This window comes from Shewanella sp. CAL98-MNA-CIBAN-0140 (assembly GCF_040309905.1).
GTDB lineage: Bacteria > Pseudomonadota > Gammaproteobacteria > Enterobacterales > Shewanellaceae > Shewanella > Shewanella psychromarinicola.
On record NZ_JBEOPI010000001.1, the window covers coordinates 204,193 to 229,458 of the forward strand.

Below are 25,266 nucleotides of genomic sequence, written 5' to 3' on the forward strand. Positions count from 1 at the left end.
GGCCGATTATGGAAGATGAAACAGAAACATTAAGTTCATATACTCGACCTGACGGTGTCGTGTTATGCAGTGATGACACACTGTTTCATATTCAAGCTAATGGTGATTGGCTGTATCTAAACAGTCCGTTGCCAGCAAAGTTTGCGGCCTTGTTTAGTAGTATCTTGCATTGCATCGAAGGCGAGTATTTTTTGATCACTCCCGTAGAGAAGGTTAAAGTATCGGTTGAGGCTTATCCCTTATTGCTGGTGGACTATCATGCCGATCCTATTGACGGTTATAAAAAAAATAAACTGATATTTACCAGTAGTATAGGTACAAAAATGCCCGTCATCGATGTTGCTGATATTACTGTGACAGACAATGGTATTTATGCACCAGTAGTACGGGGCCTAGTAGGGCAATTAAATCGCGCCTGCTATTATCGTTACATTAATGAATATTTATCTTTTGACTAAAATAGCTTTTCTTAACGTATAGAGATGGTAATCTAAAAATAAGTTCAAGTGTGATTTAGCTGCTGTAAAGGCATTGGCATTAGTCTTAAACCAGTCAATACATCCCACTGACGATGTAGGAGGTATCATTTGAAACGATTTGAAAGTTTAAGTTACCTGATTTCCCATCTTAATATTGCCTTGCAGCAAGAACTCGACACGCGTTTAAAGCGCTATGAGTTAGACAGTAAACTTTGGCCGGTGTTGTTTACGTTGTGGCAAGAGGAAGGATTAAGTCAAACAGAGTTGTCTAAGCGTTGTGATGTGGCCAACTACACAATGACTCGTCTGCTTGATCATCTGCAAGTCCAGGGATTTGTTACCCGTCACCAAGAAGCGGATAACCGCCGCGCATTTCAAATATTTTTAACCGACAATGGCAAAGCACTCGAGCAAGACCTAATTCATGAAGCCGGGTGGGTTAATCAACACTTTTTAGCGGCATTAACCGATGTTGAACAAAGCGAGTTTATGCGCTTACTGAATAAAGTGAATCAATTTAACCAATAAATAGAGTCGATAAGTTCAGTTAATAATATCTCAGGGTAGTAGCCGCTATTTATTTTTTTATGGCCTGCGACCGCTAAAGTCGTGGCCCTTGCTCACATCTAATACACAGACCAAAAGGGGAACTACAGCTAACCTCTTTTTGATCTCTTCAGCCGTTTCGGCATTTCCCTTAGTTACTTAACCTGATGTGATGGTCTCCTTCCACTACGGCATCGATTTGCCATGATTGAAGTGGTTACAAACAATCAAAATGGGAGAAGACAAAATAAAGATTACTTAAATCGCTGATGCTAAAATTTTGCGATGGGATTAGCCAGCACTTTTAACCTCATTTGTAACCGTCTTAGGTTCATCTTATTTGTAAAAAGTGAGAATGCTAACGTTTCCGCTGATGCATCTTGTGCTGAATGAATATTATTGATTAAAACGCTTCTGAAAAATCATTCATTATTAAAACCTATCTTTTGCGGCTTGCATACCATCATAAAAAGCTAGCGTCATCTAAGTTAAAAGTCCCTATATTGATTACCGTAGCACTGCTAGATAAATGGTGCATATTAGACAGTATGACTTCAAATGTTAACCAAGACATTAGGGTCCAAAATTACCCAGAAATAGTAGGCGCTCCATGACAAATTGATGAGAGTTTTACTATAATTAACAAGACAAAGGATTAAAGGACTATTTTTTATGGTTAAGGTCAAAAGGATTGTTCTGGATGTACTCAAACCTCATCAACCTAATGCGCTTGATTTTTCTCGGGCCATTGCCGAAACAGGTGTCGATTATCAAGTAAAACTGGTTGTTCTTGAGATGGATGAAAATACCGAAACGGTTCAAATAGAGCTGTTTGGTAGCGCGATTGATTTTAAAGGCGTTCAATCTGCCATTAGCAACATGGGTGGTTCTCTTCACAGTATTGATGAGGTTGAAGTACATAATGAAACGGTTGCTGGTTAACATTTTATGAGTCTGTTAAATCAGGCCAAATTTTTATTAGATATCACCCGTACGCGGGGGATTGTGCGTCGTTATTTTGTTGTTAATGGCTTTGATGGTGCACTTACCATGCTAGGACTGATCATGGGTTTTCTTGTCAGTACCCCCGCCGATTTATCAATGATTATTGGTGTCTGTTTGGGTGCGGCGATTGCGCTGAGCATTAGTGGTATTAGTAGTGCTTACATCAGTGAATCTGCAGAGCGAAAGCATGCTTTGGGGCAACTGGAGAGGGCAATGATGAGTGATCTTCAACATAGTGCGCATGGCATCGCAACGCGCTGGGTACCCTTGTTGATTGCATTGGTGAATGGCCTAGCGCCGCTGGTCATTTCACTGTTAATATTATCGCCACTATGGCTGGCAACTGCCGGCGTCAACCTTCCTATTCCACCTCTGTATGCCGCCATCTTTGTGGCCCTGCTGCTCACTTTTTTATTGGGGGTTTTTCTTGGCCGGATATCCGGGGTGACGTGGTTACGCAGTGGCATACAGGCATTGCTAGTGGCGGTGATAACCGCCTCGCTTATTTACTTATTGGTCGGAAACTAACATGTCATCAGTAAAGTGGCACAGTTTACCATTTGCAGATGTTCTACAGCGGCTTAACTCTTCGTTAACAGGCCTGACCACGGAGCAGGCAAAAAAACGCCTGATTGAATATGGCCATAATGCTATTATCCAAAAACGACGACGTTCTCTGCTGTACATTTTACTCGGACAGTTTTCTGATTTCATGATTATTGTGTTGCTGGTAGCTGCGGTGATTTCGGGTTTTATCGGTGAGCCACAAGATACCATTGCCATTTTAGTGATTGTATTACTTAATGCGGTTATCGGCACTGTACAGGAATTTAAGGCAGAGCGAGCCGTGGCGGCATTGCGAAAAATGGCAGCGCCAGAGGCCTATGTACTACGTGATGGTCATCAAGTGACTCTTGGCGCAACAGAGCTGGTGCCGGGTGATGTTGTCATACTGGAAGCAGGCAATATTGTGCCTGCTGATCTGCGCTTACTGGAAGAGGAAGAGCTGCTGGTCGATGAATCAACATTGACTGGTGAATCGCACGCAATAGAAAAGCAAACAGAGCCGTTAGCGGATACCGCGTTGGCCATTGGTGATCGTGTTAATCTAGTATTTAAGAGCAGCATGATCACTCGTGGACGTGGCAAGGGGGTGGTGGTTGCCAGTGGAATGGAAACCGAGATAGGCCAGATTGCTGGGTTGCTACAAGATGAAGCCAGTGTCAAAACACCGCTCCAAACGCGATTGTCACGTTTTGGCCGTTACCTTGCTTTGGCCGTGCTGGCAATATGTGTGGTGGTGTTTGCTGCAGGCTTGCTGCAAGGACAGCCCATATTACTGATGTTTTTGACCTCGGTGAGCTTGGGCGTTGCCGCGATACCGGAAGCACTGCCGGCGGTGGTGACCATTTCACTTGCTCTGGGTGCGCGTAACTTGATTCGGCATAACGTGCTAGTGCGTAACTTACCCGCAGTGGAGACCCTAGGTTCAGTTACCTATATCTGTACTGACAAGACAGGTACTCTGACACAAAATCTCATGACCGTTGAGTTATTTTTCGCCGCTGGAGAGCAGCGCGGATCACTGCCTGAGCCAGAAGCCAGTATTCCATGGGCTGAGCTGGGCCAAGCCATGGCACTGAACAATGACATCATGGAAAAAGATGGAAAACCCGCAGGTGAACCGACCGAACTGGCGCTGTTTGAAGCAGCTCACATGGCCGGTTTTGACAAGTCCATCTTAGAGCTGACAACGCCACGTATAGCTGTGATTGCGTTTGATAGCGAACGAAAACAGATGACAACCTTGCATCAAACCGCCGATTTAGTGACTGCGTACATCAAAGGTGCACCGGAACAGGTACTACAACAATGTATTCAGGGCTTAAATAATGATGGGGTTACAGCCTTTGAAGTCGCGGCCGTGTTGGCTGAGGCCGCACAGTTAGCGAATAAAGGTTACCGTGTACTGGCATTTGCAAAACGTGAATTTAGCTGTTTACCTGAGTCAGTGGACGCCGAAACAGTGGAGCGAGAACTCACCTTTCTGGGGCTGGTGGCGCTGATCGACCCGCCACGGCCTGAAGTACCCCAGGCTGTGAATGATTGCCTTACCGCGGGCATTATTCCGGTAATGATTACTGGCGATCATCCAGGTACCGCGATGGCGATAGCACAACGTCTGGGTATTATAGATGATGATAGAAAGGTGTTAAGTGGTGATCAACTCGCTAAAATACCTGATGAAGAGTTCTCCCGCCTAGTTGACTCGATACGGGTGTACGCGAGGGTGACGCCTGAACAAAAATTACGTATCGTCAAAGCGTTGCAAGACAAAGGCGAATTTGTCGCTATGACCGGAGATGGCGTCAATGATGCGCCGGCATTGAAGCGGGCGAGTATTGGCGTGGCCATGGGGCTGAAGGGAACCGATGTAGCTCGTGAAGCTTCGGATATGGTATTACTGGATGATGATTTTTCCTCGATCGTTCGAGCGATACGGTCGGGGCGCCGCACCTTCGATAATATTCGCAAATTTATCAAATATACTTTGAGTTCCAATGCCGGTGAAATATTGACCTTATTCTTAGCACCATTTTTCGGGTTGCCTATTCCTTTACTGCCGATCCATATCCTGTGGATTAACCTAGTGACCGATGGCCTGCCGGGCCTTGCATTAACCACCGAGCCAGCCGAACCGGATATAATGAATCGTGCGCCATGTCCTCCAAAGGAAAGTATTTTTTCTCATGGTATGTGGCAGCATATTCTCTGGGTTGGGTTATTTATTGGTGGAATATCCATTGCTACTATGGCGTGGGCTATTTCCCGTGATGTCGTTTACTGGCAGACTATGGTGTTTACCGTATTAACCGTATCGCAGTTGTTTCACTCACTGGCGGTTCGCAGCGAGAGCACTTCATTCTTGCGCATTGGTTTATTCAGTAATTTACCAATGCTAGGGTCATTTTTGCTGACGTTGTTATTACAGATGGTGGTGATTTATACGCCCGCATTAAATACCATTTTCCATACCCAGCCTCTACCAATGGTCGATCTTGCTGTCTGTCTGTTTATTTCTTCGCTTATTCTGTTTGCTGTCGAGATTGAAAAATGGCTAATGCACCGTGGTGTTATATACGCATAGTGCGTTACCACTATGGCCTACGGTGACTAACGTCGTGGTGCTTCGCCCACACTAGGCCATATCTTAAACCCACTTTTGTCCACCTCTCAGCTGGCATGGCTAGCTAAGGTCGCACGCCCCAAAGCAATTTAGAGCGACTACTCATTCACGATATACTTATATCGGTTTGCCATATATTTACTCATGCGAGCAATGGGGTTAGTTTCAATATCAATTAATTTACAAGAATGAATCTAAAAAAATGGCTAACCTTACTTAGCTTATAAAGTAAGGTTAGTACCAAAGGTAAAGCGGATATAATTGGCTAGTTCATTTTGAGATAGTCGCTAGAAAATGGCATCTTTTTCTACGTTTCAGCACCATAAAACCTTCCCATAGAGTGTTATGTTTATGTGTACGGCTATAATTGATTTATGCTAAAACACCGCCTAAGTTTCTCGTTATGAAAACACAGAAATGTTAGTAATAGCATGTTTAGCACTAGCCTCCAGCCCCCACAATACGCATCTTCAACACGTGTAAGAGTCACTACCTGATCTGAGAAATTACTACTCCAAATGGGGCCAAGTGAAAAATTTGCTGCCCATTGCTGCTACAGGTAGTACAACAACACGTAGGCCGAAAGCAACCCAGCGATCCATAGCACAGTAGTGCCCACGGGCCAAGAGCGCGCGAACACGCCGCGCTCTTGGCTATCTGCTGTATGCGGTTGGCCTAGGTAACGCACTGCCATACGTTGTAAGAATTTCTGCAAGCGGTTTCGTTGTTGCGTAACCACTTCACCTAGTGAGCTAAGCGCTCGTTCGATCAACCTAAACAATGAAAAGGCCGCACGTCGCCAAAGCCAATCTGTGTCGAGGCTAATCGTCATGGTACGTTTCATTAGTGGCAATAATACGAAGAAAGCCAGTCCTGAAAATAGCAACAACTGCAAGTAGAAAAGTACTTTACCAATCGAGTACGGTTGGTAGTCAACGGGGTAGGGAAGCAGGGCATAAAGCATTTCAGGGAAAACACCCAGTAAAATGCACAAGCTGGCAAAAATGATCATCGCCAACCCCATATTCCATGGCGCATCTTTTGGTCTTAACCCCGAGTCTTTTTGGAAGAACACAAACCATGGGAATTTGATCCCGGCATGAAGAAATACACCGGCCGACGCGGCGGTTAATGCCATGTAAACCCACACTAGATTTCCATCAACAGCTGCCTGGGATATCATGCTTTTTGTTGTAAAACCTGAAGTCAGTGGAAAACTTGAAATGGCTAGCGCGCCAATAATACCGCAGACGCAGGTGAGTGGCATGGTGCGAAATAGTCCACCCAGCTCCATACATTTATTTTTCCCGGTGCGGTATATAACAACCCCAGCACTCATAAACAGGAGTGCTTTATATATAATATGTGCAAAAGCATGAGCCGTCGCGCCATTAAGAGCCATTTCGGTACCAATGCCTACGGCAACCACCATAAATCCTACTTGGTTAACCACGGAATAGGCAAGGATCCGCCGTACATCATTTTCCAATAAGGCGAAAATAATACCGTACATAACCATAAATAGACCTATGCCAATTAGCACAGGTTCGCCTGGGAATAATAATATCAGTGCCAGTACAGCTGTTTTGGTCGTAAATGCCGACAGGAACACCGAGCCTGTGGGGGTAGATTCAGGGTATGCATCGGCTAGCCAAGCTGATACCGGAGGGGCCGCGGCGTTTATCAATATGCCGATAAGTATCATCCATGTGCTGAAATCTGTTGCCAGCATAGGTTGAATTTGGATAGAACCGGTACCTATCACTACACCTTCAATTCCAACTTTAAGCACCACGCCACCGAGAAGATGCATGATGGCATAACGTATTCCAGCTGCTCGTGCACCAGGCGTTCCACCACACCACACAACAATGGTAGAAAATATCGCCATCAGTTCCCAGTATAAAAACATCGTAATGAGGTCGCCGGCAAAACAGACGCCTATAGCACCTGCAGCGTATGCAAAGGCTGCGGCAAGTTCATACCAACGCGCTATACGAAAAGAGTAAAGACCTCCTACAAAGACCATGATCGCAAAAATAGTAGCAAACAATCGCCTTAGCGGACTCCCCTCGAGGGGTTCAATATTGTATGAAAGAAATTTTACCGTGCCCTGAACACCATCAGGGATCTGCCATATGGCCCACAGGGTAATAATTGGCGCTATTAATATGACAGCCGTCCGCGCGTGACCCTTAACCAAACATATTAGAACAGCAGCTATTAGCAGGATAAATGCTGGAGAGAAAAGTTCAAACGTCATTGCTGCTCTCCTTTACCTTGTCATGACTGGGGGCTGAGGTTTGAACTTGTTCTGGTTCATCGTAATAGTCTAGTGGGCGTTTTAGAAACAGACCTAATAATTTTGCGACTAGTACCATCACCAGACAACTGACAAATCCATAAACTGCACCAAACCCAAACCAGCCATCAAAGCCGAAATAACCTTTAACGTATATGACTGTCTGCGCAAGCACCACCAAGGTCAGTACAACACTGAAACCAATCCAGAGCTTACGAATCGTTGAAGGTCGCACTAACCAGTGCAATTGTTTTTCGTCATTCATTTTAACCGAGCCCCTTAACTACTTGGCTTTCCAATTCAATGACTGGACCGTTAAATAAAAAGAAAGCCAGTGTCAGTATGGCGGTCATACACAATGCCAGCACAGCTAAAAACGGTGCTTCGCCGTGTTCCTTGTCACCGTCTTTTTCTCGCTCAAACCAAACTAGGTATAAAATCGGCAAAAAGTAAGCGGCATTAAGAACGGTACTTGCAATGATGGTGAATACTGCCACTAGATTGTTAGCTTCGAAAGCTCCGGCCAAAATATACCATTTTGAGACGAATCCCGCGGTGGGAGGGACACCAATCATGCTCAGGGCACCGATGGTAAACGCCGCCATTGTCCATGGCATGCGCCTACCAATACCCCGTAATTGATGGATTTCGGTTTTTTTGGAGGCAACATAAATTGCGCCTGCAGCAAAGAACAAAGTAATCTTACCAAAAGCATGCGCCACCATATGTATGGCGGCTCCAACCTCTGCGAGTGGTTTGAGAATGGCTGAGGCCATAACCACATACGATAGCTGGGCAATAGTTGAGTAGGCTAGTAGGCGTTTGATGTTGGTTTGGCGCATTGCAACTAGACTCGCTACAATGATGGTAAAAGCCGCAACATATAAAAGCCATTCTGAGCTGGGTGATTCAAATAGATATTCAATCCCGAATATATAAACGATGATCTTGGTGATCGCAAAAACACCAGCTTTAACTACCGCAACGGCATGCAGTAAAGCGCTCACTGGGGTAGGTGCCACCATAGCCGCCGGTAGCCATTTGTGTACAGGCATCACTGCAGCCTTGCCAATACCGAATACAAACAAGGCCAGAAGTAACCCTATTTCTGGGTCATTCAACTTACCGGCGAGGATCCCGCCTGTAGTAAAGTCACCCGTTCCTGCCACGGTATAAGTCCAGATGATTGCAGGAAGGAACAAACCAATAGATGTACTGAGTAAAACACCCAGATAAATTCTTGCCGAACGTATTGTAGCCGCATCGCCTTTATGTGCTACCAGAGGGTATGTCGAGAGTGTTAATAGTTCGTAGAATAAAAAGAGAGTGAATAGATTCCCAGCGAAAGCAACACCAATAGTGGCTGAAAGAGCTAGCGCGAAGCATACAAAAAATCTAGTTTGGTTTTTCTCTTTATTACCGCGCATGTAGCCAACGGAATATATCGAGTTGATGAGCCAAAGTCCGGATGCCAATGCTGCGAATAACATGCCCAGAGGTTCAACAGTAAAGGCAATGTTGAGCCCTGGCATGACCTCGCTAACGTCTATCGAGGGCCGTCCTCCATCCATAAGGATCGGAAGTAATCCCCATACCACCCAGATTAATGAAACAGACGTAATAGCCGTTGCAGCTTCGCGAATATTAGGGCCTATACGCCCAGCAAGGGAAATAGCCAGAGCTCCTACTATTGGAAGGCCAATGGCGACTAATATGGTCGTTTCTGGTGTCATTGTGAACCCTCCAAGAGAAGGGCTGCAGCACTATTTGCGAGTTCTAATGGAACCTGTGGAAACAGTCCGAAGTATATATTGAGTAGTGCAATAAAACCGGTAACTAATAACATTTGTACTGGTGCTTCAGATGTTGGGCCTTCTCCGTCAACAGGAGCTTGGAAGTAAAGTGCTTCAACGATGCGCCAAACATAAACCACCGCCATCAAGGAACTGACGAGAATAATTGCTACTAGCCCCCAACCCCAAGGTCCGCTTTCCAAAGCTGCGGTAATAAGTAGCCATTTACTAATAAATCCCGCAGTACCAGGCACGCCGATTAAGCTCAAACCACACACAACAAAAGCAGCACAAGTCCAAGGCATACGAGCTGCAGCACCACCGAGTTGATTTAGGCGCAAGTCGCGATACTTATAAGCTAGACAAGCAACCGCGAGGAACAAGCCTCCTTTTGCCAGCGCATGGTTGAACAGATGCATCGCGCTGGCGCTGAGTCCGGCCATGCTGACAAAGCTAGCACCAAGCAAAATATAGCCTATTTGTGCAATAGATGATGAAGCAAGCAGTCTTTTAAGATGTCCTTCGAACATCGCGACTGCTGAGGCAATAAGTATTCCGAGAATGGCCAATGGCATCGCAAACAATGCGAACTGAATTTCGTGATCCTCAAGCGTGGCCTGAAATACCATATAGTCAAATCGGATCAGTACATACAGTGCAACCTTGGTCGCGCAAGCAGCGAGAAACACAGTCACCATGTGCGGTGCGTGTGTATAGGCGTTTGGCACCCAAACATGCAAAGGAAACACTGCAGCTTTAAGAGCCAAACCAATAGTGATGAATCCCGCCGCGACTAGAACCGGATTTATGTCGGTAACATCACCGAGGCGATCTTGTATATCAGCTAAGTTAAGTGTGCCGGTCATCATATAGATTAACCCCACACCAATCAGGTAGAAGGTTGCGCCAATAGTGCCCATCATTAGATATTTGAAAACCGCTGGAAGTGCGCGACGGTCTGGACCACCTGCTATTAATATGTAGCTGGCCAGCGATGAAATTTCCATGAAGACAAAAATATTGAAGGCATCTGCTGATACGACAATACCCACAAGTCCAGATAGAACCAGTAACCATGCTGAGTAGAATAGTGGCTGACGTTCAGATTCAACCTGTTGATCAATGCTTGATCTGGCTGCCAACAAGGCTGTAGCGCCGGCACCTGTGATCACCAGTAATAACAGTGCACTAAACGCATCTACCGACAAGGCAATACCATAAGGTGCAGGCCAGCCCCCCATGGCGTACTCGAGGGTTTGACCGTCTAAAACAGCTAAGGCAAGCGTCAGAGCGATGGCAAAACTCACCAAAGCGGCGGCAGTTGCCCCCGCCCATGCCAGACCTCGTGGTTGTAATAGGACAATAAGTGGTGCCGATAACATCGGTACCACAACTTGTAAAGCAGGAAGGTGTGCTAATAAGTCCATAGTAGTTAGTCGGCGTCCAAAATTTCGTTTTCTTCTATCGTGCCGTAACATTCACTGATACGTACCACAATGGCCAGTCCCAATGCGAGAGTAGATACTCCCACAACGATGGCTGTTAGTATCAGTACTTGTGGTACTGGGTTTGAAAATATTTGATCTTCTACACCGCTTTGTATGATGGGGGCTGTCCCGCCTTCTACCTTGTCCATAGTAATATACATAAGGAATACAGCAGATTGAAATATGGATAATCCAATTAGTTTTTTTATCAAATTGATTTTGCTAATCACGGCATACAGTCCCACCGTTAAAATGATAGCGAATACCCAATAATTGAAGTAGCCCAGCAGTTCCAATAGTTTCATGACAATCTCTCACGGGCAGCGAACGCATGGAAAATGGCCAGAAGTGCACCACAAACCGCCATGCCAACGCCGGCCTCGATAATTAATATACCCAGCTGTTGTCCAAACACTGGGTCAGCGGCTAGTACTGAATAATCTAGAAATGCTCCTCCCATCAACATGCAAGCCACACCCACGCCGCCATATAGCAATGCACCGCCTATAACCATACCCAACAGCACCCCGCGAGGTATTGCGCGCAACGCTTCGGATTCGCCTTCGAGCACGGCGTAAAGGATTACGCCTGTGGCAATAATTGCACCAGCTTGGAATCCACCGCCCGGGCCATATTCGCCATGGAATTGTACATAAAGACCAAATAACACGATAAACGGGATCAGCAGTCGGCCGACTACTTGGGGGATCAGATGGTGGCGTAGACCACTACTTTTTTTAATCACGGGCTGATTTTTTCGTGGAGGGCTCACACCAAGGATGAATAAAACCCCGATACAAGCAGCGAAAACAACAAACACCTCGCCCAGCGTGTCATAGCCTCGAAAGCTGCCAAGGATTGCGGTGACCACATTGGGAATATCGATATACTCAGGCGTTTTTTCTAGATACCAAGGCGCAAGATGTTGATGCACTGGGGCATCAGGGTCGCCGAGCCGTGGTTTGTCGAAAGTGGCGTATATTATTAGCAATGCCAGAACGCTCACAGTACCTAGAGCTACCCACCGACCTCCCTCTCGAGCTTTTTCCCGGTCACCAGTCAGCTCCAATGCACAGAGGAAGATTACCGTTGTCACTCCAGCACCCACCGCGGCTTCTGTGAGTGCTACATCAGCAGCGTCCAAAATAAAAAAGTTGGCCGCCATTAGTAAACTGAATATAGATGTCAGCATTACCGCGACAAACAGGTCGTCGGTGCGCACTATCGCAATAGCGGTAATGACGAGAAGGGTCAGTAGGAACAGTGCAAAAATTAAGATCATTCTCCGGTCCCCTCTTTGGGTAAGTTGCTAGCCTTGGGTGCGTCGCTAGCGCTTCCATCGTCTGGCTTAAGACCGGATAATAGCGCGGCATTGGCCAGCGCATAGGTAGCGGTTGGGCCAGTCAGTAGCAAAAACAGCATAATAGCAAACAGTTTAATAGCGGCTAGGGACAAACCGGCTTGTAGGATCATACCAACAAAAATTAAGATAGTCGCCATGGTATCAGTAAGACTGGCGGCATGAATTCTGGTGTAAAAGTTTGGCAGGCGCAGGCCGCCTATGCCGCCGATCAACACGCAGGCACCACCTAGAACGAGTAGAATCCAACTCAGAATATCTAGCGCGACATCAATCATTTTCTGCCTCAGAATCAGATTTTCTTCGGGAACGATTTTGGAAATAATTTAATACTGCAAGAATCCCGACCATATTGACCAGAGCGTAGGCCAACGCAAGATCAAGAAAATCAGGCCGACCGTAAAGAAATGCAATGACGGACAGTAACAAAACGGTCTTGGTACCAAACACATTGACTGCCAGTACGCGATCGTAAACGCTTGGCCCTTTAAGTGCTCTTACTAGGGCCAATACCATGGTCACCAAAATGGCTATAGAGACAACAATATACATAATTAGCGGGGCTCCAGAGCTGCTACTCGACGATTCGCTTCGCCTTTTTGTAATTCTCTTGCACTTTCACTGGTCAGGCAATGAATCAATACTTTTCCCTCGTGTAAATCCAACGTGACGGTTCCCGGGGACAGGGTAATGGAATTGCCAAAAATTACTTGGCCCACGTCCGTTCTGGCTTCCGCTTCAAGCACAACCACGGTGGGGCTTATAGGCATAGAGGGTTTCAGGATCAGCTTGGCTACGTCCAGACTCGAAATAATAATCTCTCGCAGCAGCCACAACCAATAGCCAGGCAGGCGAGGCATAAGTCTAAGCAAATCTGTATGATGCCGGAAAAAGCCCATACGATGTGCCAAGTAAACGCTGAGCAAGCAGGACAAAGCCCCCAAACTCATGACCAGTGGTTTGTAGAGTCCCGACCACAGAAGCCAAGATATTGCTAAAATAAGCAGAAGTAGCAAAACAGACGAGAGTCTTGTTTCGCCGCGTTGAAACGTATGCTGGGCTAGAGTTAAGTTCATAGTTTGCAAGGGTAGTTTTTCAGTAATGATTTATAGACGACTTCCATCGCCGGTTCATTTTCTTCGCTGCTATCTGTTTGGGCTGCTAGATCGGCGACGATAACGTTAACTACATCGCGCAATGGCAGCGGATCTCCGAGGCAAAAACCGGCTAGGTCTGCTGCTCTGGAACGGTCTAAACGGTTTGGCATACGAGTGCGAATCGCGCGTTCCGCGAAGGTCTCCTTACTTGCAAGGGCACTTTCGGCATTTAGCATGACTCTTGCATCGGTTGCTATTGCACCATCGATAAAGCCTTGAATATAGCGGACACAATACTGACCATCAACGCTTTCTGGTTCAGCGTTAAACAGTGCGCAGTGCGATGAAAGTTCTTGAGCCGTCAGTACTTCTACTGCCTTAGCTGGTGGTACGGACAACAATTGAACGGCCAAAAAAGCGAAAACCATTAAGGGGAAACTATCTTTTGACATATAAATCCTTTTTTTCTAATGATTTAACTTTATCCAATTAATCATAGTACTAAAAGTCGATTTTAGTTGTTTTTTCATCAATAAAAAATTGATAATGTATTTTGAGAAAATAAACATTAGATGAGAGAAAAGTACATTAGGGAATTATATGGTAAAGCTTAATTATCATCACTTGCAGTATTTTCATGCGATAGCGACACATGGCAGTATCGCTCAAGCATCAAAAGTCATGCATATTACGCCACAAACGCTTAGTGCTCAGTTAAACTTATTAGAAGTTCAATTAGGATATAGTTTGTTTGACCGAAAAGGTAAGCGTTTGGTGCTTAATGATATGGGTCACATCACACTGAGCTACGCACAGGAAATATTCAGTTTAGGAGATGAACTGATTCATTCATTGAAAAATCATTCAACTGACTTTTTTTTTCGTTTTTCCATCGGAGTCACTGATGTCATCGCGAAAGTGTTTTCATTTAATTTATTAAAAGCGGTCTACACGATGGACGACTCTATTAAGTTAGTGTGTAAAGAAGCGAGCTTGGACGTATTACTTGGAGAATTAGCGCTAAATAAACTTGATGCTGTTTTAAGTGATACATCATTGCCAACAGGTTCTTCGTTAAAAGCATACAGTCACCTCGTAGGTCAATCCGGTATTAGTTTTTTTGCTCATAAAAATCTTGCTAAAACGTTAGCTGTTAACTTTCCACACTCTCTTGACGGTAATCCATTTTTTACGGCAGGAGAAGGATCTAATCAGCATTTGAGTGTACTTTCTTGGTTTAATGAACTAAATATATCGCCCCAAATAATAGGTGAATTTGACGACTCAGTGTTGGCCAAATATTTTGGGCAAGCAGGGTACGGTGTTTTTTGCGCGCCAACTATCATTGAAAATCATGTTATAGAACAATTTGATGTTGAAATTATTGGAAGAACAACGGAAATTACTGAACATTATTATTTAATATCGCCTGAGCGAAAGATTAAACATCCCGCCGTTCAGCATTTATTAACTGAAGGAAAAAAACTGTTTAATCAGCCTATAGTTTAAGATCTTTAGTGAGAACCCTGACATCGTCGTTGCTACCGATTAAATTGGCTATAGGAAATATCGTTTTATTATCATTTCTTTTGTAATAATGATCGGCCAGTGGTTTCAATATGATTGAGAAACTTAGTCGCGAGCCAGGTTTACCGTTTTGATTTAGACTAAACAAACCAATAAGAATTCATCGACAATTATTTTATCGGTAAACGTACAAGCCAAGTTCTCCACCATACATCAAGGTATGTGCCGACAATATTGATACACCTAGCCTTGACATAACCAAGTGTTTAATCGCTTCATTTATTATTAGCTCAACTCGTTACAGGGGAAAAGTGTGTTTGAGGTATTGATTAATTCAGCTTACTTGGTATTGGTTTAGCTTGATTTATAACGTAGCTTCATTTGAACTTATTGCCTGCAGCAGGTGAGCTACAGTACGTAGTAAATGTCGCGATCACAGGGATGTGAAAGAGTGACCTTAGTGCAGATGATTAAGCGAGACGCCAGCTCTTGATTTTACAATCAGCATCCTTGTGGGCTTAACCAAAACATCCCTGTTTTGGATACTCGCTGACTCATCTACACCTGTAATTTAACTCTCTTCGATTTAGCCGCATAGTTGTCTATAGATGAAAGCTAAAGAGGAAAAGCTCAAATCTAATTAGCGGACTTACTTTTGTCGGATAGACGACAATTGTTGCCAAGTGCCGCCCTCCTATGAACCCAGCGTGCAACTTTCACTAATTGCAATACTATTTCGAATGATTAGTTGGATTCACTTAACTTAACATTGTAATATTCTATCCTCTGCTAAAATTAGTGAATAAGCTCTAATGCAAGCGGAATACAACATATCGTGATGATCGCTCGCCACAAGTATGATGTGTGATACAGACTTGTGGCTGCTGGTTTAACACCAAAACTCATTTTCAGTAAAGTCGAGCGTTTTACAATCAGCATCCCTAACCAACAAAGAGTAATTGTTAGTATTAATACAGCAACCCCCTCCAAAGCTATTGGTATTCGAAAACCTGATAACGTGTATGCCATTACAATAATGATGGTTTGATGAACGATGTAAACTGGAAATACCCATCGATTAAGTTCGCTAACAATGCGGGATTTTCGATTTAGATAACGACTAGCAATAGCGAGTATCGCAAGCACAGGCATTGTTTTCGCGCTAGCATAGACAATACCGAACATCATCGCTGCAACATCATCGTTTTCATAAAGTCCGGTTTGCCAAATATAACTGAACCCAAATTGAAGTGCCATAAGTGATATGAATGCGAATAGTGTTATTTCTATCCACGATGCGCTCAATTTACTCCAGAATGAACCAATACTTCCCAGACAAAAGCCCACTAAGAGTAATAGTAAACCGTACATTTCACGAACGGCATCCCCAGTTAGCAGAGTGTCGATTAACAATGTCGAAGCGATTAGCATAATTGAAAGCGCTAACAGTTTGTTACTGGCAAAAACTACAGCCTTTTGAACCCACTTTTTTATAAGTAATGGAGAATGTTTGCATAAAAGCGTGATCAGCAATAACGCCATACTGTTCTTCCACAACGAACGTAAAAACCAAAGATGGTTTACATCAACATGAGGCCAAATACCGCTTTGATAATCGTCAAAGTAATTGAGGGGGGCAACATAGAAGGCGTAAACGAACGGCCAGAAGTCTAAAGGCATTTTGCCAGCTTGTTTCATTTCAATATAAAGCTGTGGAGGTACAACAATCAGTACACCAATTAATAATGGGAAAAGCAGTTGAAGGCTTCTGCTCCACAGTAATTTTCCGCTGGTTTCTTTGAGTAGCATAAATCTCAATGCGACACCTGATATGAACCATAACAGCCCCATTCTCCACGGTGACAACGTAAGCATTAAATGCTGCAACAAAGTAGATTGCGATTCATGTTTGAAATGAAATCCCCATTCCGGCACATACACCATGCCAGTGTGGAATAGAACCAACAATCCGATGGCTATAACTCTCAACCAATCTAAATGATGCAATCTATTTGATTGATTTGACTCTTTTTCATTTAATAAATCCATAAGTAATCTCTTGTATATGGTCTAAACCTTCTGCACACTATATCTCTATTGGATGTATGGATTTACCGCTATTCCATTGAAAAGAAATGAATAAGTGATAAGCGGTGGAATCTAGGGATAAGAGGAAGCGCTTTAAGATGTTATTTACCAAGCTGCATTATCAAAATAATAAAATCAGTTATGAAGCATTCATTTTATCTGTGTATTTCTTTATTAATGCAGGAATAAATTCGACATCAGTCCTGATGGAATCCAAGCGCGATGGCATTGCAAACTTAGCTAATTGGGAACCGTTTGTTTGGGAGTATTCAAGCGCTTTATCATCGTTATTGCTATTGCCCCTTGTCGCTATTTTTATGACCAAGTATCCGTGGCAATGGAAGCAACCTAAATGGTCATCGTTGCAATATTTAACCGCTGCTGTTGTTTTCTCAATGGCTCATGTCGTTGTTATGCTCGTTTTGAGAGAGATAAGTTACCAATTTTCTTCGCTTGAATATGATTTTGCAAAATCAATATCTGAATTCAGTTACGAACTTATTTATGAGCTTCGAAAGGATGTTTGGAGTTTTTGTTCATTCGTCATTTTGATCTCTTTTTACCGACAAATCATTCAGCAATGGTTGGGTGATGCGAGCTGTATAGACATCACTACAAACGCCAGTAGCAAGCTGACAAAGCACTTACTGGTGAAAAAGTTAGGCAAAGAGTTCTTGATTAAAACTGAGCAAATCGAGTGGATGCAATCAGCGGGTAATTACGTCAATCTGCATATTGGTGATCAAGTCTATCCAACCAGAAGTACACTGGTTGAATTTGTGGCCAGTGATCCGACAAACTCGCTATGCCAAATACACAGATCATTAGCAATAAATTTAAACTTTGTACATTGTATTGAGCCGCTTGCTAGTGGCGACGCTGAAATCACCATGCAGTCTGGACAAACACTTCGTTTATCTCGGAGATATAAAAACTCATTTAAACAGCTAAAACAGTCGAATAATTTTGTAGAATAATTGAATATAGGGAAGCATAAACATCGGTAATTTTAGAGAATAAAAATTTTAATATTATTAGGTTTAGGAAGTATTTTTTCTAATAAAAACCGTCGGCGGCTAAACTTCACTCTAACTTGAAATTGTCCAGAAACGAGCTAGTCGTGATCTGCCTTTATCACTACGAGCAAACATTGATGTAGTTGAATTGACTTTGTCTGCCAAACATATCGATGAAAGGCTTATGCTTATTGTCTCTGAACAGAAAGCATTAATCATCGCAAGTGGTGCTAATCTATTTAAGCTACTATTGATTAAAACCACAGCCTGATCAAAATCACAGCCGGACTTAAACCACAGCAGGCTATAATAGTTAGTTTAAATGTTAGTATTATTTTTACTCAGTAGCGTTAGCTGTTCACTCTTTTTAGCAGGAACACCGTCATGGCATTTAATGATTTATTTAGGCTCAGTTCTCATGCGGTGATCACCAATGATGATGGGCAAGTTCTATTATTAAAAGCCAATTACGGCGATAAGCATTGGGGCTTACCGGGCGGTGGACTTGACCCTAATGAAACCATCCATCAAGCATTACAGCGGGAATGCCAAGAAGAATTGGGTTGTTCAGTTACGGTCAATTATCTGTCTGGGGTCTATTTTCACCGTGCGTATCAATCACAAGCATTTATTTTTCGCTGCGAGCTACCACAAGGATCGGAAATACACTTAAGTGATGAACACAGTGAGTACGCTTACGTTGCTGTTACTGAATTATCGACGATTCAGCAACAGCGAGTAAACCAATGTTTAGCGTTCAGTGGTGTGGTTTGCAGTGCGGCTTTCTAACGCGGCTTTATGCCATGTTGTTAGCATTTGCATAATATCAACAGAGTCGCTGAGCTGTACCAAAGGTCTAGGTACTGTGTATTGTTTAGTTTCTAATGCGTTAAGCACAGCTTCTACTTGATAGTAAAAGCCATTGCCTTTGGCTTCAACGTTTACTAGTTCAGCTTGTTGCTCATATAACCTAACGGTAAAGTGATTGTCTTGAGATTCTGGTAACCAAGGGTTTGAGGTGAACTCAATACTTCCTAAGCTGCCCAAGATAGTAAAGCCTGCGTGCAGACCATAGTCTTCAGCGGTGTGAAGATGACATTGCACCCCATTGCTGTAACTGACGATGGCAGTCGATTCGCAAATATTACCGTCTTGACCACGTCTTCCAGTCGCTTCAATGTGGTATTGCTGGCTCTGCTCTGTGCCAAATTGCTGTTGCATCACTAACTGTATTAATGATGCTGGGTAACAACCTAGGTTAAACAATGCACCAAGGCTAGCGGGGTTAACAAACTGGCTAATGGCAGCGCAATATTGGCCGCGGATACTTTTTACTTCACCTATCACACCAGTGGCTAATGTTTTGCTTAGCTGTTGCATAAATGGATGAGCTAAGTACATTAAGCCTTCAAGGAAAAACACTTTGTTTTGTTTTACAGCATCCAGACTTTTTGCAGTTTTTGTCATGTCTACTGACAATGATTTTTCACATAAAATCGCTTTGCCAGCATTAGCCGCTTTTACCACGTATTCATGATGTAAGTGATTTGGCAGGGCAATGTATATAACATCGACTTCAGGGTTGTTGATTAACGCATCAAAATCAGTAAATTGATGTGGAATTTGATACTGGGTCGCAAACTCTGCCAATGTTGTGGTGTTGCGTCCTGCCACGCCATAAATTGTACTTTGACCTTGTGCTTTAATCGCATCGGCCATTACCCCAGAGATAAAACTGGTGCCTAATATTGCCCACTTAATTGATTCAGACATTGATTATCCCTCAGTCGTTAATAGTTGATAGTCAAATGCTTGCTTTAAATCGGTTAACGCCGATTTGATAAATGCCTGAGTATGTTCAGCTGCAAAGTGGGCATCAAATGCTGCTTGGTCATCATAACGTTCCCAAAACACAAATTGCTTAGGGTTGGTTTTATTTTGCAGAGCCATTGCAAGTGAGCAGCCTGGTTCGTTGTTCATATCTGCACAAAATTGACGGACAGCTGCGATTCCTTGTGCCAATGGCACTTGGTCTTTAATGTGAATTTCGGCCGTGATAAACACGCCTTGTTGATCCAGTTTGTTATCCATATCGACCCCTTAATAATAATGGGGCATCGTAAACCAGTTCTGCGTAAGGCAAAATGGCTTGGTGGTGTTTACAGAAAACACTATAGGTTTATAATTAAGGCTGGTTTAATGAAGTATTAAGGACATTCGGTGGATAAATTAACCGCAATGCAGGTGTTTAGTCATGTGGCTGAGCAGGGCAACTATGGCACAGCTGCGCATAAATTTAATATCAGCCGGACTATGGTCAGTAAACACATTAATCAGTTAGAGGCCTACCTTGGGGTTAAGCTGATTAACCGTACTACTCGTCAACAAGAATTAACGGAATCGGGCCACGTTTATTACCAAGAATGCCAGACAATCTTGATGGCTATTGAGCAAGCTGAAAATACCCTGCAGTCGATGAATTCGACGCCCAAAGGCACCATTAGAATTAATGCGCCAGTTAGTTTTGGCAATATTGTGCTGGCACCGATAGTGAATCAATTTTTGCTGCAATATCCGCAAATTGATGTGGAGCTACGGCTTGATAATAATCTAATCGATCCCATGGTAGATCATGCTGATGTGGTGGTAAGGATTGGCACTCTTGATGACTCCGCGCTAATTGGCAGGCATATTATGAATTATGAAATGGTATTTTGTGCTTCACCTCACTACTTAGCTCAACACCCGCCAATAGCGTCAATTGACGATTTACCTCATCATGATTGTTTAGGCTTTAGCTATTCAAAAAGTGCTTCATTAGCGGGTGCCCATAGCCAGTTGTTTGGTAAACGCAGCTTTAGATTGTTGTCCAATAGTGGCTTGGTATTAATCCAAGCCGCGATAGATGGATTGGGTATTATTTTACAGCCACAGATAGTGGTGAAAGAGGCAATTCAAGCTGGATTGTTGACAAATGTCAGCGTATTAATACCTCCAGATGCGATGCCAATACACTTATTATATAAAGACAAAAATCTGCCGTTAAAAACCCGGACCTTAATTGAATTTATTATTCACCAACTCGAATGATGAGATTTGTGCATTATGGACATCGCGCATTATGACTCGGCAATCATGCCTTTTAAGACGATATTGTCATAAGTGACAAAACCTAAAATTTCACCCGCTTCAATCACAGGTGCTTTGTTAATATTAAAGCGTTCAAATAGCCGTGCGGTATAGCGAACATCCATGTCAGCAGACAATGACAGCACTGGCTTTATCATAATTTCGTAAATATTGGTGCGTGCAGGAGACTTGTCTTTGGCTAACACTTTTCGGGCAATATCGCTCATCAGTACCATGCCATATTCGTCATGTTCATTGCGTTTATTCACCACTAAAATATTGACCTTTTTACTGATGGCCACTTGTATTGCTTCTGCTACTGTGTGCATTCCGTCAATCATAGCGTAATGGTTATTCATCACATCGCGATTGCGAATAGGGAGTTTGTTGCTCATATTTGATCCTCAATATCTTTACTCAATTTTTCAACTTGATGGGCAACACCAACCGCATCTTCGACATCAATTTGAATCGCAATACCTTTGCCCGAATTGGTGTCAAATTCGCCGACTTGAGCAATCGTTTCTAAAATATGGCGGCTCATGTGTTCTTCTACCAGCCATAAAATAACATCACGTTGGACATCGAGTGTTAAGCCCATAAAGGTTTTCTTCTTTTCTAGACCTTCGCCGCGGGCATGATTAATGACAGTTGCACCTGTGGCTCCGGCAATACGCGCTGCATCGAGCACTTTGTCGGTGCAGTCGTCGTCGACAAAGGCAACAATTAATTTAAAGCGCATAGGTTACTCCTTAGTGGCTTTTCGTTTTGATAAATAATCAACCACTTGGGCGTAACCCATAACAGTGATCATTGGAAATAAGCTGGCAAAGGCAATTAAACCAAAACCATCAATTAATGGATTACGACCTTCGACATTGGTGGCGAGTCCAAGCCCTAACGCGGCCACAAGTGGTACCGTGACGGTAGAGGTGGTTACGCCTCCTGAGTCATAGGCCAATGGCACAATCATTTTAGGGGCGTAAAAGGTTTGGATCACCACCACCACGTAACCGGCCATAATGTAATAGTGGATGGGATCGCCTACCACAATACGAAAACAGCCTAAAGTAATACCGATAGACACCCCAAATGCCACCGACATTCGTAAGCCTTGAATTCCTATGGTGCCACCAGAGACTTGGTTGGCTTTGATTGCCACCGCAATTAATGACGGTTCTGCAATAGTGGTGCTAAAACCAATAGCTGCGGCAAATACATATACCCAAAAATAGTCTTGCCATATAAACGGTGCATTGCCGCCATCGGGATGCAAAAATTCGCTGGTGGTTAATTGATTTGCCATGCTTTCCCCAATGGGGAATAAAGCAAGTTGTAAACCAACTAAGAAAAAAGTAAGTCCAATAATGACATACACAAAACCGAGTAATACTTTACGCCATTGGCTAATAGGGCGTTTAAGCACGCCAAGTTGAAAGCCAAATAAAATCACCGCAATAGGGATGACATCACGGGCGGTCAGTAATAGGGTGGTCATCAATTCATTCAGCAAAAGAACTCCTTGTTCTATTAGCTATATCGATCACTGCAAAAACACCATGCCGTACAGCAACACAAAAATCATTGGACTCAGGCTTGCAAAAGCAATTAACCCAAAACCATCGATCATTGGGTTGCGGCCCTTGATGACACTGGCTAGACCCACACCTAGTGCGGTAACCAATGGCACGGTAATGGTTGATGTGGTGACGCCGCCAGAATCATAAGCTATGCCGATAATGTTGGCGGGCGCAAAGCTGGTGAGGATCATCACTAACACGTAACCACCAATAATAAGATAATGAATTGGCCATCCCTTAAGGATGCGGATCACGCCAAGCAGAATGGCCAAACCAACCGAAATGGCGACGGTTAATCGTAAGCCCATGGCATAAGAACTCATGGCTTGTTCATTTGACTCTATCGCGCCAGCGTTAGCGGCAACTTGTGCGGCTTCGTTTGCCACTGCCGTGAGGGCTGGCTCTGCTAATGTGGTGCCAAAACCTAAGGAGAAAGAGAATATGACTAACCAAAACACACTGCCTTTTCGCGCTAACGCTTGAGCTAGAGATTCGCCAATAGGAAATAAACCCATTTCTAAACCAAAGACAAAAAAAGTCAGTCCCAACACAATAAACACCACACCAACAAGAATAGAGCCCAGTTCTGCTGGCGCTTGATGCAGTACAAATATCTCAAAAAAACTGACGACTAAAATAATGGGAATAAGATCTTTAAAACTGCTGAGCATAGCATGGAGCAATTTTGCGATGGCTGACATCTTGTCTCCTGTATTGACCCTCACTGGGATAAAAGATAAATGAGTCATATATTCAGTTTGCCTAATGATAGATATTTCACAACGTATTGTTTACAATAATGTTCATTAAGTTGATGTGGGTCATAAAATTGATTCAGACTGGCTTGAAAATTGTTAAAATAGACTGAGACCAATGCGCTGCTTAGCGGTAAATGGTTAGAGAGAAAGACTTAGGGATAAAAAATAAAAAGGATTTAGATGACGATGAAGACAATTTTACGCTTATCAATTGCAGCGGCTTTTATGACCCATGTTGCCTACGCTGTACCAACCGATATCGATGGTTTTTCACAAGCTTATCAACAGTACAATCTGTCTGTTAACAGCAATAACAACCAAGATACGCTGAAATATGCACAACAAACCTATGCATTAGGCCAAGTTAAATTTGGCAAGGACAGCCTTGACAGTGGCAAGTTAGCCATTAATTGGGCCAATGCCCTAGTGAATGAGTCAAAGAGAAATCATAACGGTCGTATTATTGAAGATGCCGCGACGCTCCAGGCACAAAAGTTATTTGAGTCAGCGTTGAGGGTATATCGCAATAATGTTGCTGATAATGATATCGCTCTGATTGATCCGTTAGTGGGGTTAGCTCAAACGACTGCAAATGACAAATATGCTAAAGATCTTTTATTTGAAGCTATCAGCGCCGCTGAAAAAGCGGATAATTTATTAACGGTTGCTGAAGTTAAACTCATTGCGTTCCATCGCTTATCGGGTACCGAGTATTATACGCGTACCGTGAGAAGTTTTGTCATGGATGCCAATGATATCTATGTCAATAAACTACCTGAAAATGCGATTAAACGCGTCAATTCAACCTATCTAGTTGGGGCACTTTATGCGGCAATGAACCGCCCAAATGATGCAACGCCGCTTTTACTTGAAGTGATTAAACAATATCAAGCATTGCCTTATAGTCATCCATATGAACTTCATGCCCATGCATTGTTAGTGACACTTTACGAACAACAAGGCAAAAGCAATAAAGCCACTGAGCATTGTGTTGCCATTGGTAAAATGACCCCATGGGATGACCAACAAGAACAAACGCCGTTATTTAGAAAACCACCTAATTACCCTCGGTCATATGCCGAAAGAGGTAAAGATGGTTGGGTGCAAGTTGAGTTTACGGTTGATGAACATGGCTTTGTTAAATCGCCTGAAATTATTGACTCCAAAGGCGGGTACCAGTTTGAAAGAGAATCGATAGAAGCATTAACGCAATGGCGTTATGCGCCTAAGTTTGTTGATGGCAAACCTACATCCGCAAAGTCGAAGGTACAGCTTGAGTTTACCCTAGGTTAATCATTTATCAGTTTGTATTGGTTAACCTAACCAATACAAACTGAGCATGCCTATAAACACAATAACTAAGGTCGTCTCAATCAGTAACTGGCTTTGTTGTAGCTGTTTTTTACCCTGTTTTAAAATAGTCACCAACTGGTTTTGTTTATAGATCCGGCATGATACTAATTCTGTTTGTGGATCGACAACTAATTGAAAACGGCATTTCTTACCATTATTCAGCAAGACATCATGCATGCTTTGCAAACCAAAGTTGAACTTGCGTGACACCATCTTGCCATTAATAAATACCCGTTCTAGCCCGCACCAATTACTCGCTTGTAACTCAATATTGTCTTGATTGAGATGGTAAGTAAACTTAGTCATAATGCCGTCCTTATCGCATGATAGTTGCGAGCCCTGTGTGTAATCTAAGCAGAGCAATGTGACATTTTCCAGTATAGAAATATGAACAATTTACTAAATCAAGCTATCTAGTTGGCAAGCTTAATAATTTTTATTTTTTTAGGATTTGTTGCAAAAAAGGTTTCTGTCTACATTTCAACATTAGGTGTTTATGATAAATGATGCAGAGTATGGCAGAGTATACCGGCTAATATTTGGGCTAAAATGGCTAAAA

General features: G+C 43.3%; 28 protein-coding genes. 10 read left to right on the forward strand and 18 right to left on the reverse strand.

Translation table 11 applies throughout. From position 1 onward, the window contains the following. The first annotated feature begins 8 nt into the window (after positions 1–8). The 5 genes from AAEY93_RS00865 (at position 9) to AAEY93_RS00885 (ending at position 5,178) form a co-directional block, all read left to right on the forward strand. Entirely contained in the window at positions 9–458 is a 450-nt protein-coding gene (locus AAEY93_RS00865; protein WP_124014291.1) for a DUF1285 domain-containing protein, read from the forward strand. Between the two features lie 129 nt (positions 459–587). Beyond that, the gene (locus tag AAEY93_RS00870; RefSeq protein WP_101030906.1) at positions 588–1,007 is read left to right on the forward strand and encodes a MarR family winged helix-turn-helix transcriptional regulator; all 420 of its coding nucleotides are present in this window, start codon (positions 588–590) and stop codon (positions 1,005–1,007) included. Between the two features lie 690 nt (positions 1,008–1,697). Continuing rightward, positions 1,698–1,967, forward strand: a complete 270-nt coding sequence (locus tag AAEY93_RS00875; protein WP_124014292.1) for a DUF211 domain-containing protein — start codon at positions 1,698–1,700, stop codon at positions 1,965–1,967. A gap of 6 nt (positions 1,968–1,973) precedes the next feature. Beyond that, complete coding sequence (locus tag AAEY93_RS00880) at positions 1,974–2,558, forward strand: VIT1/CCC1 transporter family protein (RefSeq protein WP_101030910.1); 585 nt, start codon at positions 1,974–1,976, stop codon at positions 2,556–2,558. Position 2,559: 1 nt separating this feature from the next. Then, positions 2,560–5,178, forward strand: coding sequence for a cation-translocating P-type ATPase (locus AAEY93_RS00885; protein ID WP_351074461.1), 2,619 nt, complete (start codon positions 2,560–2,562; stop codon positions 5,176–5,178). A 592-nt stretch (positions 5,179–5,770) separates the two neighbouring features. Here AAEY93_RS00885 and AAEY93_RS00890 read toward each other — a convergent pair. Genes AAEY93_RS00890 through AAEY93_RS00935 form a run of 10 tightly spaced genes read right to left on the reverse strand, consistent with a single transcriptional unit; the run spans position 5,771 to position 13,708 of the window. After that, positions 5,771–7,480: a Na(+)/H(+) antiporter subunit D gene (locus AAEY93_RS00890; protein WP_124013884.1), complete on the reverse strand. Its 1,710-nt coding sequence runs from the start codon at positions 7,478–7,480 to the stop codon at positions 5,771–5,773. After that, positions 7,470–7,784: a hypothetical protein gene (locus tag AAEY93_RS00895; RefSeq protein ID WP_124013885.1), complete on the reverse strand. Its 315-nt coding sequence runs from the start codon at positions 7,782–7,784 to the stop codon at positions 7,470–7,472. The genes AAEY93_RS00890 and AAEY93_RS00895 overlap by 11 nt, the downstream gene beginning before the upstream one ends. A gap of 1 nt (position 7,785) precedes the next feature. Then, positions 7,786–9,252 carry a monovalent cation/H+ antiporter subunit D family protein gene (locus AAEY93_RS00900; protein ID WP_124013886.1) on the reverse strand — a complete coding sequence of 489 codons (1,467 nt, stop codon included), beginning with the start codon at positions 9,250–9,252 and terminating at the stop codon, positions 7,786–7,788. Next, on the reverse strand, positions 9,249–10,739 hold the full coding sequence (locus AAEY93_RS00905; RefSeq protein ID WP_124013887.1) for a monovalent cation/H+ antiporter subunit D family protein: 1,491 nt from the start codon (positions 10,737–10,739) through the stop codon (positions 9,249–9,251). Before AAEY93_RS00905 ends, AAEY93_RS00900 begins: the two co-directional genes overlap by 4 nt. Positions 10,740–10,744: 5 nt before the next feature. Continuing rightward, positions 10,745–11,104, reverse strand: a complete 360-nt coding sequence (locus AAEY93_RS00910; protein WP_101030922.1) for a cation:proton antiporter subunit C — start codon at positions 11,102–11,104, stop codon at positions 10,745–10,747. Then, complete coding sequence (locus AAEY93_RS00915; protein WP_124013888.1) at positions 11,101–12,081, reverse strand: DUF4040 domain-containing protein; 981 nt, start codon at positions 12,079–12,081, stop codon at positions 11,101–11,103. Before AAEY93_RS00915 ends, AAEY93_RS00910 begins: the two co-directional genes overlap by 4 nt. Then, on the reverse strand, positions 12,078–12,437 hold the full coding sequence (gene mnhG, locus AAEY93_RS00920; RefSeq protein ID WP_124013889.1) for a monovalent cation/H(+) antiporter subunit G: 360 nt from the start codon (positions 12,435–12,437) through the stop codon (positions 12,078–12,080). The genes AAEY93_RS00915 and mnhG overlap by 4 nt, the downstream gene beginning before the upstream one ends. Further along, the gene (locus AAEY93_RS00925; protein ID WP_233768506.1) at positions 12,430–12,711 is read right to left on the reverse strand and encodes an MrpF/PhaF family protein; all 282 of its coding nucleotides are present in this window, start codon (positions 12,709–12,711) and stop codon (positions 12,430–12,432) included. Before AAEY93_RS00925 ends, mnhG begins: the two co-directional genes overlap by 8 nt. A 2-nt stretch (positions 12,712–12,713) precedes the next feature. Then, on the reverse strand, positions 12,714–13,235 hold the full coding sequence (locus AAEY93_RS00930; protein ID WP_267898623.1) for a Na+/H+ antiporter subunit E: 522 nt from the start codon (positions 13,233–13,235) through the stop codon (positions 12,714–12,716). Further along, positions 13,232–13,708 (reverse strand): Rap1a/Tai family immunity protein, encoded by a 477-nt coding sequence (locus AAEY93_RS00935; protein ID WP_351074466.1) that lies wholly within the window; start codon positions 13,706–13,708, stop codon positions 13,232–13,234. Before AAEY93_RS00935 ends, AAEY93_RS00930 begins: the two co-directional genes overlap by 4 nt. A gap of 148 nt (positions 13,709–13,856) precedes the next feature. Between AAEY93_RS00935 and nhaR the strand changes: the two genes are divergently transcribed. Further along, positions 13,857–14,765 (forward strand): transcriptional activator NhaR, encoded by a 909-nt coding sequence (gene nhaR, locus AAEY93_RS00940; RefSeq protein WP_124013891.1) that lies wholly within the window; start codon positions 13,857–13,859, stop codon positions 14,763–14,765. A gap of 813 nt (positions 14,766–15,578) precedes the next feature. Here nhaR and AAEY93_RS00945 read toward each other — a convergent pair. Beyond that, complete coding sequence (locus tag AAEY93_RS00945) at positions 15,579–16,832, reverse strand: acyltransferase family protein (protein WP_124013892.1); 1,254 nt, start codon at positions 16,830–16,832, stop codon at positions 15,579–15,581. Between the two features lie 137 nt (positions 16,833–16,969). Between AAEY93_RS00945 and AAEY93_RS00950 the strand changes: the two genes are divergently transcribed. Both AAEY93_RS00950 and AAEY93_RS00955 read left to right on the forward strand, forming a co-directional pair. Continuing rightward, positions 16,970–17,848, forward strand: coding sequence for a LytTR family DNA-binding domain-containing protein (locus AAEY93_RS00950; protein ID WP_124013893.1), 879 nt, complete (start codon positions 16,970–16,972; stop codon positions 17,846–17,848). Between the two features lie 423 nt (positions 17,849–18,271). Beyond that, positions 18,272–18,676 (forward strand): NUDIX hydrolase, encoded by a 405-nt coding sequence (locus AAEY93_RS00955; protein ID WP_124013894.1) that lies wholly within the window; start codon positions 18,272–18,274, stop codon positions 18,674–18,676. Here the strand turns inward: AAEY93_RS00955 and AAEY93_RS00960 are convergent. After that, positions 18,638–19,660, reverse strand: coding sequence for a Gfo/Idh/MocA family protein (locus AAEY93_RS00960; RefSeq protein WP_351074469.1), 1,023 nt, complete (start codon positions 19,658–19,660; stop codon positions 18,638–18,640). The two genes, AAEY93_RS00955 and AAEY93_RS00960, sit on opposite strands and share 39 nt — an antisense overlap. Positions 19,661–19,663: 3 nt before the next feature. Next, positions 19,664–19,978 carry a putative quinol monooxygenase gene (locus AAEY93_RS00965; RefSeq protein WP_351074471.1) on the reverse strand — a complete coding sequence of 105 codons (315 nt, stop codon included), beginning with the start codon at positions 19,976–19,978 and terminating at the stop codon, positions 19,664–19,666. Between the two features lie 129 nt (positions 19,979–20,107). Between AAEY93_RS00965 and AAEY93_RS00970 the strand changes: the two genes are divergently transcribed. Then, positions 20,108–20,977, forward strand: coding sequence for a LysR family transcriptional regulator (locus tag AAEY93_RS00970; protein WP_351074473.1), 870 nt, complete (start codon positions 20,108–20,110; stop codon positions 20,975–20,977). 29 nt (positions 20,978–21,006) lie between these two features. Here the strand turns inward: AAEY93_RS00970 and AAEY93_RS00975 are convergent, their stop codons facing one another. From AAEY93_RS00975 to AAEY93_RS00990, 4 genes are read right to left on the reverse strand one after another with little or no spacing between them, the layout of a single operon-like run. Then, positions 21,007–21,411: a CBS domain-containing protein gene (locus tag AAEY93_RS00975; RefSeq protein ID WP_335688912.1), complete on the reverse strand. Its 405-nt coding sequence runs from the start codon at positions 21,409–21,411 to the stop codon at positions 21,007–21,009. After that, positions 21,408–21,758 carry a P-II family nitrogen regulator gene (locus AAEY93_RS00980; RefSeq protein WP_101030943.1) on the reverse strand — a complete coding sequence of 117 codons (351 nt, stop codon included), beginning with the start codon at positions 21,756–21,758 and terminating at the stop codon, positions 21,408–21,410. Before AAEY93_RS00980 ends, AAEY93_RS00975 begins: the two co-directional genes overlap by 4 nt. Positions 21,759–21,761: 3 nt before the next feature. Next, positions 21,762–22,514, reverse strand: a complete 753-nt coding sequence (locus AAEY93_RS00985) for a DUF1538 domain-containing protein (protein WP_101034653.1) — start codon at positions 22,512–22,514, stop codon at positions 21,762–21,764. Between the two features lie 45 nt (positions 22,515–22,559). Then, positions 22,560–23,297: a DUF1538 domain-containing protein gene (locus AAEY93_RS00990; RefSeq protein WP_124013897.1), complete on the reverse strand. Its 738-nt coding sequence runs from the start codon at positions 23,295–23,297 to the stop codon at positions 22,560–22,562. Between the two features lie 237 nt (positions 23,298–23,534). On the opposite strand from AAEY93_RS00990, the gene AAEY93_RS00995 reads away from it, so the two are divergent. Continuing rightward, complete coding sequence (locus tag AAEY93_RS00995) at positions 23,535–24,647, forward strand: energy transducer TonB (protein ID WP_351074476.1); 1,113 nt, start codon at positions 23,535–23,537, stop codon at positions 24,645–24,647. Between the two features lie 21 nt (positions 24,648–24,668). On the opposite strand, the gene AAEY93_RS01000 is transcribed toward AAEY93_RS00995, so the two are convergent. After that, positions 24,669–25,013: a hypothetical protein gene (locus AAEY93_RS01000; protein WP_124013898.1), complete on the reverse strand. Its 345-nt coding sequence runs from the start codon at positions 25,011–25,013 to the stop codon at positions 24,669–24,671. Positions 25,014–25,266 lie beyond the last annotated feature (253 nt).

Coding starts and splice junctions, on each gene's coding strand:
- AAEY93_RS00865 (WP_124014291.1), top strand. CDS start 9: ATGGAAGATGAAACAGAAACATTAAGTTCATATACTCGACCTGACGGT.
- AAEY93_RS00875 (WP_124014292.1), top strand. CDS start 1,698: ATGGTTAAGGTCAAAAGGATTGTTCTGGATGTACTCAAACCTCATCAA.
- AAEY93_RS00880 (WP_101030910.1), top strand. CDS start 1,974: ATGAGTCTGTTAAATCAGGCCAAATTTTTATTAGATATCACCCGTACG.
- AAEY93_RS00885 (WP_351074461.1), top strand. CDS start 2,560: ATGTCATCAGTAAAGTGGCACAGTTTACCATTTGCAGATGTTCTACAG.
- AAEY93_RS00890 (WP_124013884.1), bottom strand. CDS start 7,480: ATGACGTTTGAACTTTTCTCTCCAGCATTTATCCTGCTAATAGCTGCT.
- AAEY93_RS00895 (WP_124013885.1), bottom strand. CDS start 7,784: ATGAATGACGAAAAACAATTGCACTGGTTAGTGCGACCTTCAACGATT.
- AAEY93_RS00900 (WP_124013886.1), bottom strand. CDS start 9,252: ATGACACCAGAAACGACCATATTAGTCGCCATTGGCCTTCCAATAGTA.
- AAEY93_RS00905 (WP_124013887.1), bottom strand. CDS start 10,739: ATGGACTTATTAGCACACCTTCCTGCTTTACAAGTTGTGGTACCGATG.
- AAEY93_RS00910 (WP_101030922.1), bottom strand. CDS start 11,104: ATGAAACTATTGGAACTGCTGGGCTACTTCAATTATTGGGTATTCGCT.
- AAEY93_RS00915 (WP_124013888.1), bottom strand. CDS start 12,081: ATGATCTTAATTTTTGCACTGTTCCTACTGACCCTTCTCGTCATTACC.
- mnhG (WP_124013889.1), bottom strand. CDS start 12,437: ATGATTGATGTCGCGCTAGATATTCTGAGTTGGATTCTACTCGTTCTA.
- AAEY93_RS00925 (WP_233768506.1), bottom strand. CDS start 12,711: ATGTATATTGTTGTCTCTATAGCCATTTTGGTGACCATGGTATTGGCC.
- AAEY93_RS00930 (WP_267898623.1), bottom strand. CDS start 13,235: ATGAACTTAACTCTAGCCCAGCATACGTTTCAACGCGGCGAAACAAGA.
- AAEY93_RS00935 (WP_351074466.1), bottom strand. CDS start 13,708: ATGTCAAAAGATAGTTTCCCCTTAATGGTTTTCGCTTTTTTGGCCGTT.
- nhaR (WP_124013891.1), top strand. CDS start 13,857: ATGGTAAAGCTTAATTATCATCACTTGCAGTATTTTCATGCGATAGCG.
- AAEY93_RS00945 (WP_124013892.1), bottom strand. CDS start 16,832: ATGGATTTATTAAATGAAAAAGAGTCAAATCAATCAAATAGATTGCAT.
- AAEY93_RS00950 (WP_124013893.1), top strand. CDS start 16,970: ATGTTATTTACCAAGCTGCATTATCAAAATAATAAAATCAGTTATGAA.
- AAEY93_RS00955 (WP_124013894.1), top strand. CDS start 18,272: ATGGCATTTAATGATTTATTTAGGCTCAGTTCTCATGCGGTGATCACC.
- AAEY93_RS00960 (WP_351074469.1), bottom strand. CDS start 19,660: ATGTCTGAATCAATTAAGTGGGCAATATTAGGCACCAGTTTTATCTCT.
- AAEY93_RS00965 (WP_351074471.1), bottom strand. CDS start 19,978: ATGGATAACAAACTGGATCAACAAGGCGTGTTTATCACGGCCGAAATT.
- AAEY93_RS00975 (WP_335688912.1), bottom strand. CDS start 21,411: ATGAGCAACAAACTCCCTATTCGCAATCGCGATGTGATGAATAACCAT.
- AAEY93_RS00980 (WP_101030943.1), bottom strand. CDS start 21,758: ATGCGCTTTAAATTAATTGTTGCCTTTGTCGACGACGACTGCACCGAC.
- AAEY93_RS00985 (WP_101034653.1), bottom strand. CDS start 22,514: ATGACCACCCTATTACTGACCGCCCGTGATGTCATCCCTATTGCGGTG.
- AAEY93_RS00990 (WP_124013897.1), bottom strand. CDS start 23,297: ATGTCAGCCATCGCAAAATTGCTCCATGCTATGCTCAGCAGTTTTAAA.
- AAEY93_RS00995 (WP_351074476.1), top strand. CDS start 23,535: ATGACGATGAAGACAATTTTACGCTTATCAATTGCAGCGGCTTTTATG.
- AAEY93_RS01000 (WP_124013898.1), bottom strand. CDS start 25,013: ATGACTAAGTTTACTTACCATCTCAATCAAGACAATATTGAGTTACAA.